This window comes from Kribbella sp. CWNU-51 (assembly GCF_054073265.1).
Genome location: NZ_JBSXMZ010000051.1, coordinates 125432 through 139387, shown reverse-complemented (window position 1 = coordinate 139387; position 13956 = coordinate 125432). Strand labels below are relative to the sequence as shown.

14 protein-coding genes are annotated in these 13956 nt (G+C 69.1%); 4 read left to right on the top strand and 10 right to left on the bottom strand.

Going from position 1 to position 13956, the window contains the following annotated elements:
• Positions 1-995: 995 nt before the first annotated feature.
• On the bottom strand, positions 996-3272 hold the full coding sequence (locus tag ACXC9Q_RS37810) for an MFS transporter (protein ID WP_457061511.1): 2277 nt from the start codon (positions 3270-3272) through the stop codon (positions 996-998).
• A 277-nt stretch (positions 3273-3549) separates the two neighbouring features.
• A complete protein-coding gene (locus ACXC9Q_RS37805; protein ID WP_457061510.1) occupies positions 3550-4401 on the bottom strand; it encodes a LysR family transcriptional regulator in 852 nt (283 codons plus the stop codon).
• Positions 4402-4489: 88 nt separating this feature from the next.
• On the opposite strand from ACXC9Q_RS37805, the gene ACXC9Q_RS37800 reads away from it, so the two are divergent.
• On the top strand, positions 4490-5398 hold the full coding sequence (locus ACXC9Q_RS37800) for a TIGR03564 family F420-dependent LLM class oxidoreductase (RefSeq protein WP_457061509.1): 909 nt from the start codon (positions 4490-4492) through the stop codon (positions 5396-5398).
• A gap of 42 nt (positions 5399-5440) precedes the next feature.
• On the opposite strand, the gene ACXC9Q_RS37795 is transcribed toward ACXC9Q_RS37800, so the two are convergent.
• The 3 genes from ACXC9Q_RS37795 to ACXC9Q_RS37785 all read right to left on the bottom strand — a co-directional run bounded on the left by ACXC9Q_RS37795 (position 5441) and on the right by ACXC9Q_RS37785 (position 8180).
• Positions 5441-6334, bottom strand: a complete 894-nt coding sequence (locus ACXC9Q_RS37795) for an SDR family oxidoreductase (protein WP_457061507.1) — start codon at positions 6332-6334, stop codon at positions 5441-5443.
• 29 nt (positions 6335-6363) lie between these two features.
• On the bottom strand, positions 6364-7110 hold the full coding sequence (locus tag ACXC9Q_RS37790) for an SDR family oxidoreductase (RefSeq protein ID WP_457061506.1): 747 nt from the start codon (positions 7108-7110) through the stop codon (positions 6364-6366).
• 137 nt (positions 7111-7247) lie between these two features.
• The gene (locus ACXC9Q_RS37785; RefSeq protein WP_457061505.1) at positions 7248-8180 is read right to left on the bottom strand and encodes a LysR family transcriptional regulator; all 933 of its coding nucleotides are present in this window, start codon (positions 8178-8180) and stop codon (positions 7248-7250) included.
• Positions 8181-8269: 89 nt separating this feature from the next.
• Here ACXC9Q_RS37785 and ACXC9Q_RS37780 point away from each other — a divergent pair, with 89 nt between their 5' ends.
• On the top strand, positions 8270-9340 hold the full coding sequence (locus ACXC9Q_RS37780; protein ID WP_457061503.1) for a serine hydrolase domain-containing protein: 1071 nt from the start codon (positions 8270-8272) through the stop codon (positions 9338-9340).
• Positions 9341-9369: 29 nt separating this feature from the next.
• Here ACXC9Q_RS37780 and ACXC9Q_RS37775 read toward each other — a convergent pair whose 3' ends face one another.
• Together ACXC9Q_RS37775 and ACXC9Q_RS37770 are read right to left on the bottom strand one after the other, a co-directional pair.
• Positions 9370-9561 (bottom strand): hypothetical protein, encoded by a 192-nt coding sequence (locus tag ACXC9Q_RS37775; RefSeq protein WP_457061501.1) that lies wholly within the window; start codon positions 9559-9561, stop codon positions 9370-9372.
• A 257-nt stretch (positions 9562-9818) separates the two neighbouring features.
• A complete protein-coding gene (locus tag ACXC9Q_RS37770) occupies positions 9819-10190 on the bottom strand; it encodes a VOC family protein (protein WP_457061500.1) in 372 nt (123 codons plus the stop codon).
• A 131-nt stretch (positions 10191-10321) separates the two neighbouring features.
• Between ACXC9Q_RS37770 and ACXC9Q_RS37765 the strand changes: the two genes are divergently transcribed.
• Positions 10322-11137: a SigB/SigF/SigG family RNA polymerase sigma factor gene (locus ACXC9Q_RS37765; RefSeq protein ID WP_457061499.1), complete on the top strand. Its 816-nt coding sequence runs from the start codon at positions 10322-10324 to the stop codon at positions 11135-11137.
• Complete coding sequence (locus tag ACXC9Q_RS37760; RefSeq protein ID WP_457061497.1) at positions 11134-11628, top strand: DNA polymerase ligase N-terminal domain-containing protein; 495 nt, start codon at positions 11134-11136, stop codon at positions 11626-11628. The genes ACXC9Q_RS37765 and ACXC9Q_RS37760 overlap by 4 nt, the downstream gene beginning before the upstream one ends.
• A 1-nt stretch (position 11629) precedes the next feature.
• Here the strand turns inward: ACXC9Q_RS37760 and ACXC9Q_RS37755 are convergent, their stop codons facing one another.
• The 3 genes from ACXC9Q_RS37755 to ACXC9Q_RS37745 form a co-directional block, all read right to left on the bottom strand.
• On the bottom strand, positions 11630-12274 hold the full coding sequence (locus ACXC9Q_RS37755) for a nitroreductase family protein (protein ID WP_457061496.1): 645 nt from the start codon (positions 12272-12274) through the stop codon (positions 11630-11632).
• Between the two features lie 12 nt (positions 12275-12286).
• Positions 12287-13246, bottom strand: a complete 960-nt coding sequence (locus ACXC9Q_RS37750; protein ID WP_457061494.1) for a penicillin-insensitive murein endopeptidase — start codon at positions 13244-13246, stop codon at positions 12287-12289.
• An 83-nt stretch (positions 13247-13329) separates the two neighbouring features.
• Positions 13330-13947 carry an L-threonylcarbamoyladenylate synthase gene (locus tag ACXC9Q_RS37745; RefSeq protein ID WP_457061492.1) on the bottom strand — a complete coding sequence of 206 codons (618 nt, stop codon included), beginning with the start codon at positions 13945-13947 and terminating at the stop codon, positions 13330-13332.
• Positions 13948-13956 lie beyond the last annotated feature (9 nt).

Below are 13956 nucleotides of genomic sequence, written 5' to 3'. Positions count from 1 at the left end.
CCCCGGGGCGACGCAGACCGGGGCGACGACCCCGGGGGCCCCGTAGACCGGGGAGGCGTAGAACGGGGAGGCGTGGACCGGGGAGGCGTGGACCGGGGCGACGTGGACCGGGGAGGCGTAGACCGGGGAGGCGTAGACCGGGGCGACCTGGACCGGGGAGGCGTAGACCGGGGCGACGTGGTCCGGGGAGGGAAATGTACCTCCACGGGGGTAAAACCCTCCCCAGTCACCCCGCCTCCACCCAAACCACAACTCACCGCGCGCCGCTCTCCGCGAGAGGCCAAGGGGGTCGCGACCAGGAGGCCGACCTGGCCGCCCGCCTCGAGGCCGTCGACTCGAAGCGGCACCCAGTCGTGGATCGCGGTCAGCTCGACCGATCTTCAGCCGCCAAGATCCACGACTCGGTGCTCTGGCGGAGTGGAGCCGTGGATCACGGTCACACCCAGGCCCAAGGGCCTGCCGTCGACCAGAATCCACGACTCACCAATCACCCACCTCATGGCACGGGCGTCCTCCCCGGAGGCAACGTGGACCGGGGAGGGAAATGCACCTCCACAGGGGTAAAACCCTCCCCAGTCACCCCGCCGTCGGCCGGAATCCACGACTCACCACTCAACCACCCCGCAGGCATCCCACCTCATAGCACGGGCGACCTCCCCGGAGACAACGTGGACCGGGGAGGGAATTGCACCTCTCCAGGGGTAAAAACCTCCCCAGTCACCCCGCCGTCGGCCGGAATCCACGACTCACCACTCAACCACCCCGCAGGCATCCCACCTCACAGCACGGGCGACCTCCCCGGAGACAACGTGGACCGGGGAGGGAATTGCACCTCCACAGGGGTAAAACCCTCCCCAGTCACCCCGCCGGCGGTGGTTGGTTGGCGGGGGAACGGGGTGGAGGGGTGGGGTTAGCCGAAGGCTTGGCGGTGGTGGGCTTCTTCGGGGTAGCCGTTGGGGGCGGGGTGGGGGTGGCTCGGCGCGGAGTGGGTGGAGTTAGCCGAAGGCTTGGCGGTGGTGGGCTTCTTCGGGGTAGCCGTTGGAGGCGGGGTGGGGGTGGCTGGGCACCGAGTGGGTGGGTGCCGGGTGGTTGGGAGCCGGGTTGGGCGCCGGGTGGGTGGGCGCCGGGTGGGTGGGGTGGGAGCGGTTGGGGGGTGCGGGTGGGGTGGGGGTGGTGGAGAGGCCGTCGCGGATGGTGGCTAGGAGGCGGTGTTCGACTGCCTCGAGTTCGGCGATGCGGTGGCGGATCTCGTGCTCTTCGGCTTGGGCCTGGGCGAGGAGTTGGTCGGCTTCGGCTTGGGCTGCCACCCGGAGGTGGTCCGCGTCGGTCTTCGCGGTTTCGCGGAGGTGGTCGGCGGTGCGTTGGCTGGCGCTGAGGACGCTGAGTTCGTAGCGGCGGAGTTCGTCGACGAGCTCGCCGGCCGGGCGTTGGGCGTCGAGGATCGCGGCGGCCGGCTGCGGTACGGCGTCCGGCAGCGTGTCCTCCAGGGCGGCGATCTGCTGGTCCACGCGGGTGAACAGGTCGGCGACGTCGGTGCGCATCTGACGGACGACGTTCGCCGCGGCCTGGACGCGTTCGCTGGCCTCGCGTTCGCGTTCGCGGGCAGTGCGCTCGGCCGAGGTGATCACGTCGAGCGCCACGACGGCAGCCCGTTCCGCCGGATCATCCGGGAACGAACCGGCGTCCGCAACGCCTTCGTCCGTCATCGCAACCGTACGACGCAGTGGCACCTCCCGGATGAACAGCACCGCGAGCAGGCTGACCAACGCCGCCCCCGCCGCGATCACGAAGATCTTCCCGGTCGCATCGCCGTACGCGTGCCGCACGATCTCGGCGACCGGCGCCGGCAACGCGTTGACATCGAGCACGCTGCCACTGGATCCGCTCTGCGCCGCGGCCGCCGCCTCGGGCCCGAGCGCCCGGAGGTTCTGCGTGATCAGATCCGTCACCCGCGTGGCCAGGATCGCGCCGAGCACCGACACCCCGACCGCACCGCCGAGGCTGCGGAAGAAAGTGACCGACGCGCTGGCCGCGCCGACCTGGGTGACGTCGACGGTGTTCTGTACGGCGAGCACCAGGTTCTGCATCATCATGCCCATGCCGATGCCCATCGCGAGCATGCCGCAGCCGACGTACCAGTACGGGCTGGTGTGATCGATGGTGCCGAGCAGGCCGAGGCCGGCGGTGAGGAACAGCCCACCGAGCACGAGGTACCGCTTCCACTTCCCGAACCGCGTGATCAACTGCCCCGCCCCGACCGACCCGAGGAACGAGCCGAACATCATCGGGATCGTCAGCAACCCGGCCTCGGTCGCGCTGTACCCGCGGGCCACCTGGAAGTACTGCCCGAGGAACACCGCGCTGCCGAACATCGCCACCCCGACCGACAGGCTGGCCAGGATCGCCAGTGCGGTGGTGCGTTCGCGAACCACCTTCACCGGCACGAGCGGCTCGCGCGCGTGCGTCTCGACGACCACGGCCAGGATGCCGAGGAGCGCCGTACCGCCCAGATAGGCGCCGGTCTGCCAGGACCACCACGGGAAGTGCGTGCCGGCGAACGAGACCCAGATCAACGGCAGGCTGGCCGCGCCGGCAATCAAAAGAGCACCGAGGTAGTCCATCTTGACCTCGCGCTTGATCACCGGGAGGTGCAAGTACTTCTGCAGGACGATCAGCGACAGTACGGCGAGCGGCACGCAGACGTAGAAGCACCAGCGCCAGCCGAGCCACGACGTGTCGACGATGACGCCGCCGACGAGTGGCCCGGACACGGTCGCGACGGCCATCACGGCACCCATGTAGCCGGAGTACCGGCCGCGGTCACGCGGTGGGATGGCCGCGCCGATGATGGCCTGGGCGAGGGCCATCAGACCGCCCATCGCCAGGCCCTGCAGCACCCGCGCACCGATCAGGAACGGGACGTTGTGCGCGGCGCCGGCGAGCGCCGACCCGGCCACGAACATCACGATCGCGAGCTGGACGAGCAGCTTCTTGCTGATCAGGTCGGAGAGCTTGCCCCAGACCGGAGTGGACACGGTCATCGCGAGCAGGCTGGCGGTGATCACCCAGGTGTACTGCGTCTGGGAGCCCTCCAGGTCCGCGATGATCGTCGGCAGTGCGTTGCTGACGATGGTCGAGCTCAGTACGGCGGTGAACAACGCGGCGAGCAGCCCCGCCAGGATCTCCAGGATCTCGCGGTGGGAGAGTCCTGGGTCGGCGGCAGGGGTGGTGGCCGGGGGTGTGGCCGTGTCCAGAGTCCGGGTGGCAGACATCGGGTTCCGTTCGTACGCGGGGTCGCTGCGGCCGGGGCAGCGCTGGGCGCTGCTCCGGGGCGGAAACGGCCGGCAGGTCCTCACCCAGCCTGATTTTTGGTTGCAATAACCAACAATAAGCCCGCAGTGTCAGCGACCGCTCACCGGGAGCTACCTACCGCTCGACGTCTTTTCTTGAGACGACGTCTCCTCGGGAGAGGGTTTGCCACGTACGATCCGGTGCTTGTTGAGAGATCAACACGCGGCCCCCGGCGGTGCTGTCAGGGCCCGCCGGGGGTCACCCGAAGGCGGAGACGAGGACGTCGACGCACGCGGCCGGGCGGCCTGGTGCGATCACCATGTTGCCGGGAGCGCGCAGCGGTGGCGCGAACGGCCCCATCCACAGGACGCCCTCGGCCGATCCGCACGACGTGCCGTACACGACGGTCCAGGCCGGGGAGCCGGTCGACATCTCGACGATGGTGGCTTCCAGGTCGTCCGCCGGCCGTCCCAGCACCGGCTCGAAGCCGGCGTCCCGGCAGGCCGCGGTGAGGAACTCGCGCAGCCAGGGGTCGGCCGGCAGACGCATCGGCAGACCGGCCAGGTCGACGAGCTTCACCCCGTCGTCCGCCCGGTACTCCGACGGCACCAGGACCGACAGCGGATCCTGCCAGAGCTCGACCACCCGGAGATCGGCCGCGGCAACCTCGCCACGGACGAAGGCGGCATCCAGGTCGCCGGATCGAAGGGCATCGAGATGATCGGCCGCGGCACCCGAGCTGAGCTTGATCTCCAGGTCCGGCGTGCTCGCCCGTAGGGCGGCGAGGCCGCGCTCGAGCCGATCCCGCAGGCCCGGCGCCGTGCCGATCCGGAGGACGCCGGCCCGGCCGGAAGCGAGCTCCGCGGCGACCCCGGTGGCGTGATCCGCGGCGGCGAGGATGGTCCGCGCCTCGCGCAGCATCCGCTCGCCGTCCCCGGTCAGCCGAACGTGGCGTGACGAGCGGTCGAGGAGCTTCAGACCGAGTTCGCGTTCGAGCCGGGCGACCTGCTGGCTGACCGCGGGCTGGACGATGTTCAGCCGCTCGGCGGCCCGACCGAAGTGGAGTTCCTCGGCGACGGTGACGAAGTACCGCAGCTGCCGCAGCTCCATCGGCCACCCCCAGCGATCACGAATCCTTATCACTGCACAGGGTAGCTGCGTCTTGGTCGCCGATCACCGCGCTCGTTGACTTGTGGACATGAGAATCGGACTGTGGATCGAAGAAGAAGGCCTCCGGATCGACCAGGTCGGTGCGGCCGCGAAGGCTGCTGAGGACAGTGGGATCGACCGGATCTGGTTCAGCCAGCGCACCGGCTGGGACGCCCTCACGCTGATCGCGGGAGCGGCGCCGTTCACCTCCACGATCGGCTTCGCGGTCGGCGTCGTACCGATCTACCCGCGGCATCCGATGGCCCTCGCAGCGCAGGCGCTCAGCGTGCAGGCGGTGACCGGCAACCGGCTGACGCTCGGGATCGGGACGAGTCATCCGCACATGGTCGAGGGGATGTTCGGCCTGTCGATGGACCGGCCGGCGACGTACATGCGCGAGTACGTCGAAGCGCTCGGACCACTGCTCTCCGGCGAGCCCACCAACTACGAAGGCGAACGGCTGACGGCTCGCGGCCACATCGAGATCACCGGCGCGGAGGCTCCGGACCTGATCCTGGCAGCGCTGGGTCCGCGGATGCTCGAGACCGCCGGCCAATTGACCGGTGGGACGATGACCAGCTGGGTCGGACCCGACTTGGTCGAGAGCTACATCCGGCCGACCATCGACCGAGCCGCCACCGCCGCGGGCCGGCCGCAACCACAGGTGGTCGCCGCTGCCTGTATCGCGCTCACCGACGATCCGGACGCGACCCGCCAGTGGATCCGGGAACGCTTCGGTGCCGCCGGCGACATGCCGGCGTACCGGGCGGTGCTCGACCGCGGCGGGAAGGCGGGACCGGAGGACACTGCCGTGCTCGGAGACGAGTCGGCGGTGGCGAAGGAGATCCAGCGATTCGCGGACGCCGGGACCACGGAGTTCGTGTTCTGCCCGGTCGGGACGCCCGAGGAGCATGAGCGGACGGTCAGGTTCGCCCTCGACTACGCGGCACAGCAGTAGCCGCTGCCGGGTCTGGCAGCAGGAAGTGCGCGAGGGGGTCGATCATCCCGCGACTGGGTGCAGGAGGTCGTCCAGACCGATCCGGCGGAGCAGTTCGGCGCGGACCCGGTCGGCCACCCCGTTCACCACCGCGGCGCCGTCGTCCGACGGGTCGATGTGCACCCGGAACGGCCGGCGGCCCTTCTCGGTGCCGACCACGGTCACGATCGCCTCGGCGACCTCGGCGACGTCCGCCCAGGCCGGCTCGAGCTCGGCCAGCTTCTGGCTGACCTGCTCCATCAGACCGGCGTACTTCGTCTCGTACGCCGCGACCACGTCCGCGTCGGCCGGGGAGCCACTGTGGGCGAAGTGGTTGGTGCCGTGCGTGAAGGCTCCTGGTACGACGATCGTCGTCTCGATCCCGAACCGCGCGACCTCGAGCGCGTAGCTCTGCGCCAGCGCGTCCATCGCCGCCTTCGCCGCGAAGTACGGAGCCATGTACGGCGGGGTCCCGCCGCGGGTGCTCGAGCTGCCGACCCACACCATCAGGCCGTCCTGCTGCTCGCGGAGGTGTGGGAGTGCGGCGCGGTTGAGGCGCTGCGTGCCCACCACGTTGGTGTCGTACAGGTCGGCCAACTGCTCCGGCGTGAACGCTTCAGCCGGACCAGTGACCATGTGACCGGCGTTGTGCACGAGTACGTCGAGACGCCCCTGCTCACCGATCACGGTGGCAACTGCCTGCTGGACGGAGGCGTCCGTGCTGATGTCGAGCTCGACGGCACGGAGGTCGACGTTGTGCTCGGACGAGTACTGCTTGGCGTCCGCCGCGGCGGCTGCGTTGCGGCCGGCGACATCGCGCATCCCGGCGTACACGATGTGGCCGGCGTTCGCCAGGGCGCGGGCGGTCAGGGCGCCGAAACCGCTCGACGCGCCGGAGATCAGGACTGTCTTGCTCATCACGGCTTTCCTTTCAGAACAAGGGGTTGTCAGGCGGCCGAGCCACCGTTGGCGTAGATGACCTGGCCGTTGATCCAGCGGGCCGGGCCGGCCAGGAAGGCGATGATCTCGGCGATGTCGGACGGCTGGCCGAGACGCTCCAGCGGCGGCTCCGCGGCGATCCGGTCGATCAGTTCCTGCGACTTGCCGTCGAAGAAGAGCGCGGTCGCGGTCGGGCCGGGGGCCACGGCGTTCACAGTGACGTCGCGGCCGCGCAACTCGCGAGCCAGGATCAGCGTGATCGCCTCGACGCCTCCCTTGGTGGCGGAGTACGCGGAGTAGTTCGGGCGGGCCAGCTTGGTCAGCGAGCTGGAGATGTTGATCAGCGCGCCGCCGGTGCGGAGTCGCCGGACCGCCTGCTGGTCGACGACGAAGGTGCCGCGGAGGTTGGTGCGGACGATCCGGTCGAAGACCTCCAGGTCGAGGTCGGCCAGTGGTGCCAGCGGCATGATCCCGGCCGCGTGCACGACCACATCGATCCCGCCGAACTCCTGCTCGGTCCGGTCGAACAGCGCGGCCACGGCGGTCTCGTCCGCGACATCGGCCTGGACCGCGATCGCCCGGCCGCCGGCCTGCTCGACCTCTTTGACGGCTTCCTCGGCACCTGCCTGGCCGCCGACGTACACGATCGCCACCGCGTAGCCGTCCCGCCCCAGCCGGACCGCGGCCTCGCGGCCGATCCCGCTCGATCCACCCGTCACGATCGCGACCCGTCCGGCGGTGGTGTTCTCGGTCATCGTCCTGCTCCTCGATCTCGACGTCTTGCTGACATCTCGATCGTGCTCCGCAGAATGCATCAAGTCCAACGACTCAAGTCGATGAGTAGATCAATCCTGTTGATCCAAGAACCCAACCCTCAGAGGGCGTGAGTGAATCAGTTCTGTCGATCTACGTCGCGGCCCAGTTCAGTGCCGGGTGGATGGCGCAGGTGGGTGCTGACCAGGCCGAGCAGGGCCCGGAGCGCGGCCGTCGGTTTCCGTTTCTTCAGCGTGGCCATGTAGAGCGACCACTGGAACGACTCGTCGGCGATCCGTACGACGCGGATCGCGTCCACCCCGCTGACGGCGTACCCGGGCAGGATGCCGAGGCCGACGCCGTGGGCGACGAACTGGACGCCGTTCTCGATACCGAGCGCCTCGACCACGACATGCCGCGCGATCCCGGCCGCCTCGAAGGTCTGGTCGATCAACGTCCGGGTACCGAAGCCGGGTGGGAAGTCCACGAACGCCTCGTCGGCGAGGTCGGTCAGCGTCACCGTCCGCCGGCGCGCGAGCCGGTGCCCGACCGGGACCGCGAGGACCTGCGGGACCCGGAGCAGTTCCCAGGCGGTCAGATCACGTGGCACACTCCCGGCCGCGATCCCGAGGAAGCCGACGTCGATGTCGCCGTTGCGCAGCCCGACGATGACACCGGCCGAGCCGTCGGCGTCGACCCGCAGCTGCAGCTCGACGTTCGGGTACCGTCGCCGGAACTCACCGGCCGCCGCGGGCAGATCGACCAGTCCGAGACCTGGCAGCAGCCCGACCCGCACGGTTCCACGCATCCCCGCGCCGAGCTCGTCGACGACATCACGAGCGCCCTGGACGGCGTCCATCACCGCGAGTGCCTCCGGGAGCAGCGCCGTACCCGCCTCGGTCAGCACCACACGCTGGGCGCTCCGCTCGAACAGCGTGACCTTCAGATCTCGCTCCAGTGCGGCGATCGCAGCGCTCACCGCACTCTGCACCACATGCAACCGCCGAGCGGCCAACGTGAAGCTCCGCTCGTGCGCCACCGCCACGAAGTACTCCAGCTGCCGCAATTCCACAGCGGCAGTCTGGCACCGACCCGACGTCAAGCACGCGAACATGGCTCCGACTAGTCCACGAGAGCATCTCAAAGAGACAGGATGGAATCGTGACGAACCTTCAGGACCAGGTCCAGCGGCGGCTCGACGAGTTGGTGGAGACCGAGCTCGGGCTGCAGGTGGCGGTCTATCGCCAGGGGGAGCTGGTCGTGGACGCGGTCGCCGGCGACATCACGTCGGACACGCTCTTCTACGCGGCATCCACCGGCAAGGCAGCCGCCGCGACCGTCGCGAACGTGCTGGTCGACCGCGGCGTGCTCGAGTACGACGCTCCGATCGCGGACCTCTGGCCCGAGTTCGCCGCCAACGGCAAGCAGAAGGCGACTCTGCGGCACGTGCTGACCCACTCGGTCGGCCTGCCCGCGCTGGCCCCGGACACCACCGCCGACGATCTCACCGACCCGGCGAAGATCACCTCTTACCTGGCCGCGGCCGAGCCCTGGTGGGAGCCGGGCACCAAGATGACCTACCACGCCATGACGTTCGGATACCTGGTCGGCGAGATCGTCCGCCGCGCCACCGGCCGGCGGATCTCCGGCGTACTGCGGGAGATCGCCGAGCCGCTCGGGATCGCCGACGAGGTGTACTTCGCCGTACCGCAGGACCAGCTGCACCGGGTCGCGACGCTGGTCGAGCCGGAGGGCGCCGAGGACACCTTCGCGATGGTGGCCGGGCTGTTCGCCAAGGTCACCCCGCCCGGCCTCACCCCGCGCGCCGCCCGCTGCAACCGCCCGGACCAGCTCACCGCCGAGATCCCCTCCGAAGGCGTGCTGACCGCGCGCGGCATCGCCAAGCTGTACGCCGCTCTGATCGGTGAGGTCGGCGGTGTCCGGCTGGTCCGCCCGGAGGCGGTCCCGGAGATCACCGGGCCGGCACTGACCGCGCCGGACGAGCTGATGGGCAATCCGGCGACGTGGGCGCTGGGCTACCCGATCGGCCGGCTCGGGTCGTCGGCGGAGGAGAGTCCGACCTCGTTCGGGATGCCGGGGATGGGAGGCAGCGTCGGCTGGGCCGACACGCGCTCGGGCGTCGCGTTCGGTCTGACCAGGGTGCTGTTCGACCCGGCGCAGTCGGCGTCGGCGGTCGAGATCGGCAATCTGGTGGCGAAAACTCTCTGCTGAAACCCCTTACCTGCAAGGGTTCTCAGCTGCTAGGACTCGCGCACCGACTGCTCGTCGACCCAGACGAGATGGCCGTGGTGGCTGACGAGCACCTCGTCGGCCCCGGCCGCCCCGGTCCGGCGGCCCAGCTCCTGCCCCGCGATCCAGCGGCCGCCGATGCGGACCTGGACGGCGGTGGGCCGAGCCGGGACAGTCCTTGTTCGGGTTGGGGCAACTGGCATGGCACCTGACTTCTGGACAGGGGCGGAGGATGTGGGGTGGTGTCGCACTGCTCTGGGGTGGTGCTGAAGATCGGTCATCGTCGCCCTCGCAGGGAAACAAAGCCAACTTCGGGGGGTTGGCTTCTCAACCAAAGGCCACCCTACAACCGCCAGATGACGCGCCGTTAGCGGTAATTCGGATTGGTCGCGAAGCGAACACGACCGCACAGAACCGCCCGTGTACCAGGGGATCCGGCCGGCGCCGGAGTGAGGAATCCTCAGGAACGCGCGACGATCTGCTGCAGGGCCCAGGAGTTCCCGTCGGGGTCGCGAAAGAAGGCGAAGAGCCCCCACGGGAACTCCTGCAGATCCGACACCTCGACTTCGCGGGCGAGCAACTCGTCACGAGCGGCCGCGACATCGGGTACGACGATCTGCAGCCCGCGGACCGAGCCGGGCTCGGCCTGGTCCATGCCGCTGCCGATCGCGATCGAGCAGGCCGAACCCGGCGGGGTCAGCTGAACGAACCTCAGTTCGTCGCTGACTCGATGATCGTGGTCGGCGACGAAGCCGACCTTGTCCGTGTAGAACGCCTTGGCCCGGTCCACGTCGGACACCGGGACCGACACCAACTCCAGCTTCCAGTCCATGCCCCGCAACCTATGCCAAGGGGGTGCGGATGCTTAAGCCCGGCCGCAGGGGGTAGAAAGGTGATCAGAACCTTCTGACCGCGGTCCAGACTCGTGCCGCGCCGTGACTCCAGTCGCGAGGTCAGACCCAAATGAACACCGTGCAGTCCAGCACCACCCCCGAGCCGCCGACCGATCCGGCCGAGCGGCGGGATCACGAGACCAGATCGCTGCTCAGCCGGCGCGCGGCCGCTACCGACCACGAGGTCCGCCAGGCACTCCTGGATCAGGCGATCGAACTCAACCTCGGCATCGCCCACAGCATCGCCTCCCGTTTCCACGGCCGCGGCGTGGAGGCCGACGACCTGAACCAGGTCGCATCCCTCGGCCTGGTCAAGGCCGCGCACAGCTACGACCCGACCACGGACACCCCGTTCCTGGCGTACGCCGTACCGACGATCCGGGGCGAGGTGAAGCGGTACTTCCGCGACTGCTCGTGGACCATCCGGATCCCGCGACGGCTGCAGGAGCTGCAGGGATCCATCGGCGCGGCCCGGCCGGGACTCGTGCAGGATCTCCACCGCGAGCCCACCCTGCGGGAGCTGGCCGACGCGATCGGCGCGGACGTTGAGGAAGTGACCGCCGCGCTGTCCGCGGACGGATGCTTCGCGGTGATGTCCCTGGACCGTCCGCTCGACGGCGACGCGGCTGTGCCGCTGGCCGAGACTCTCGCAGTCGACGACACATCGTACGAACGGTTCGAGAACGTCGCCGTACTCGAACCGGCTCTGAGCAGCCTGCCACCGCGCGAGCGTAGGATCGTGACCTTACGGTTCGTCGAGGAGCAGACCCAGGCGGACATCGGCGCCGAGATCGGGGTGAGCCAGATGCAGGTCTCCCGCCTGCTCCGCGGCATCCTCGGCCGGCTGCGGCGCCGGATCGAACCGCCGACGGCAGCTGCGGCTTGACCCCGAAGCCCATCTTCGTGGTGCAGCTGCATGACGCTCGGCGGCTGCACTACGACGTTCGGCTCGAGGTCGACGGGGTCCTCAAGTCGTGGGCGGTGCCGCGCGGGCCGTCACTGGATCCGACCGTGAAGCGGCTCGCGGTGTTCACCACTGACCACGATCTGGAGTACGCCTCCTACGAGGGCGTGATCGCGGACAGCCAGTACGGCACGGGCGCGGTGATCGTCTGGGACGCGGGCGTCTTCACCAACCTGACCCGCGACGATCGTCACCAGCTGGTCGACCCGGCGGTGGCGATCGAGCGCGGGCATCTCAAGGTGCAACTGCACGGCGTGAAACTGAACGGCGCCTGGGCCTTCACCCGGACCGGCGAGGACTGGCTGCTGGTCAAGGTCCGGGACGCCGAGGCCGATCCGGCCGTGGATCTGACCGTCACCGAGCCGCGCTCGGTGCTGAGCGGTCTGACCATCGAGGAGATGGCCGCGTCCTGATCTACCAGGTGTCGAGGTGGAGGACGTCGTCGAGCGGTTGACGAGGCGCAGGCTTGAAGTCGGTCCCGATCGTGTAGGCGGTCGGGATCAGCACTGTCTGCCGGATCTCCTCCGGGAGCCCGAGCAGGTCGGAGACCTCTTGTTCGTAGTTCATGTGCAGGGTGGTCCACGCCGTACCCAGTCCGCGGGACCGGGCGGCGAGCATGTAGCTCCACGCGGACGGAAGGATCGAGCCCCAGAGGCCGGCCTGGTTCCCTGCGGGCAGCGACGCGGCCTCGAGGCACGGGATCACCAGTACAGGCACCTGGCCCATCCGCTCGCCCAGGTAGGCCACGCCGTCCCCGATCCGGCGCTGGATGGGTCCGCGCACGGGATCGTCGGCGTACAACTTGCCGGCGGCTCCGGGACCGGCCAGGTACTTCTCGACCGCGAGGCGGTAGTACTCGCCGATCGCGGCCCGCTTGTCCGCGTCGGTGATCACAAGCCAGTGCCACTTCTGCCGGTTGCTCCCGGACGGTGCCTGCAACGCGATCTCGATGCACTCACGGATCAGCTCGAGCGGGACCGGCTTGTCCAGATCGAGCCGCTTCCGCACCGTGCGAGTCGTGGTCAGCAGTTCGTCGGGCGACAGATCGAGTGTGGTCACCGCACCACTATCTCAGCAGACGTGCAGTGAGCTGGGGTGGACCTTTTCGCAGAAGCGGAAGTGCAGGTGGTTGTCGTGGTTGGGCCACTGAGTGGTCAGGCCCTCGTTGATCAGGGTCGGGTCGTTGAAGAAAATGAGGCGTACATGGCCGGGCGCGGCCGCCTTGATGGACTGGATGAGTTGGCGGGTCGCGGCGCGGTCGTACGTCGCCGACTGCCAGGTGATCCGGCCCGCGGTGCACTGGGCGTTGTCGGTCCGGATCGGCCAGACGTCGATGTCCAGTCCGACGTCGTGGCTGCTGTGGCCGGGGATGTCACCACCGTGCTCGAAGCCCGCATCGCCGTACGGGACCTGACCCTGACCGGTCGATGCGAACGCGCGAGCGCCCTGCTCCAGCTCGGCGACAGCCGCGGCCGTGGCCCAGTTGGCCGCCGTACCGTTGCCGTCCGGGTCCTGGTCGCACAGGTTCGCACTGAAATCCGGGTAGTCGTAGTGCCAGGCGAGGTTGCGCCAGGTGATCGGGCCGACGACACCGTCCGCGCCGATTCCCGCGTGCGACTGGAACGCCACCACCGCGTCGTGAACCGCCGTACTGAACACTCCGTCGACGGCCAGGCTCAGCCGGCGCTTGGCGTTCAGCTCTACCTGCAATGCCTTGACCGCCGCGTTGTTGTCGCCGGATCGGATCGTCGGCGTCAACGCCGTCCACGTCTGCGGCCCGACGATCCCGTCGACGCCCAGCCCCTTGGCCGTCTGGAACGCCTTGGCCGCCGTGACCGTGGTCGCGCCGAAGACCCCGTCCGCGTCGACGGGCTGCCCGTTGTACTGCAGCAGGTACTGGATCGCCTGGACGTCGGCACCGCGGTTGCCGCTGCTCTGGGTCGGGAAGAAGGCGTCGGCATAGGCGTACGCCGGGGCCGGCAGACCAGCCAGCAGGACGACGGCCAGCAGCGCGAACACGAGACGTTTCATGGCTCCTCCGGGGCGGGTGAGGATGCGTTAATGACTAACGTTCACCAGCCACCATCGGGCACAATCTTGCCGATCGCAAGACCTCACTCGAACGGCCTGGGGTCCCCCGCGCCGACCCGGACGATCTCGGGTACGTCGTCGGAGAAGTCGATCACCGTGGTGGGTTCGGTGCCGGCCTCACCCTCGATGACCGCGTCGATCTGGTTGTCGAGCTCTTCCTTGATCTCCCAGCCCTGCGTCATCGGCTCGTCGTGGTCGGGCAGCAGCAGGGTGCTGGAGACCAGCGGCTCGCCCAGCTCGGCGACCAGGGCCTGAGTGACCACATGGTCCGGGATCCGCACCCCGACCGTCTTCTTCTTCGGGTGCAGCAGCCGGCGCGGTACTTCCTTGGTCGCCGGCAGGATGAACGTGTAGCTCCCGGGCGTCGCCGCCTTGATCGAGCGGAAGACAGCGTTGCTGATGTGCACGAACTGCCCGAGCTGGGCGAAGTTCTCGCAGACCAATGTGAAGTGGTGCCGATCGTCCAGGTGCCGGATCGCCTTGATCCGGTCGATCCCATCCTTGTTCCCCAGCTGGCAACCGAGTGCGTAGCAGGAGTCGGTCGGGTAGGCGATCAGGCCGTCCTCGCGCAGCAGGTCGACCACCTGCCCGATCGACCGCCGCTGCGGGTTGTCCGGATGCACATCGAAATACCTGGCCATGACCGCCGA

Excerpts from the sequence above, each read along its gene's own strand:
- ACXC9Q_RS37810 (WP_457061511.1), bottom strand. The coding sequence starts at position 3,272 with ATGTCTGCCACCCGGACTCTGGACACGGCCACACCCCCGGCCACCACC.
- ACXC9Q_RS37805 (WP_457061510.1), bottom strand. The coding sequence starts at position 4,401 with ATGGAGCTGCGGCAGCTGCGGTACTTCGTCACCGTCGCCGAGGAACTC.
- ACXC9Q_RS37800 (WP_457061509.1), top strand. The coding sequence starts at position 4,490 with ATGAGAATCGGACTGTGGATCGAAGAAGAAGGCCTCCGGATCGACCAG.
- ACXC9Q_RS37795 (WP_457061507.1), bottom strand. The coding sequence starts at position 6,334 with ATGAGCAAGACAGTCCTGATCTCCGGCGCGTCGAGCGGTTTCGGCGCC.
- ACXC9Q_RS37790 (WP_457061506.1), bottom strand. The coding sequence starts at position 7,110 with ATGACCGAGAACACCACCGCCGGACGGGTCGCGATCGTGACGGGTGGA.
- ACXC9Q_RS37775 (WP_457061501.1), bottom strand. The coding sequence starts at position 9,561 with ATGCCAGTTGCCCCAACCCGAACAAGGACTGTCCCGGCTCGGCCCACC.
- ACXC9Q_RS37770 (WP_457061500.1), bottom strand. The coding sequence starts at position 10,190 with ATGGACTGGAAGCTGGAGTTGGTGTCGGTCCCGGTGTCCGACGTGGAC.
- ACXC9Q_RS37765 (WP_457061499.1), top strand. The coding sequence starts at position 10,322 with ATGAACACCGTGCAGTCCAGCACCACCCCCGAGCCGCCGACCGATCCG.
- ACXC9Q_RS37750 (WP_457061494.1), bottom strand. The coding sequence starts at position 13,246 with ATGAAACGTCTCGTGTTCGCGCTGCTGGCCGTCGTCCTGCTGGCTGGT.
- ACXC9Q_RS37745 (WP_457061492.1), bottom strand. The coding sequence starts at position 13,947 with ATGGCCAGGTATTTCGATGTGCATCCGGACAACCCGCAGCGGCGGTCG.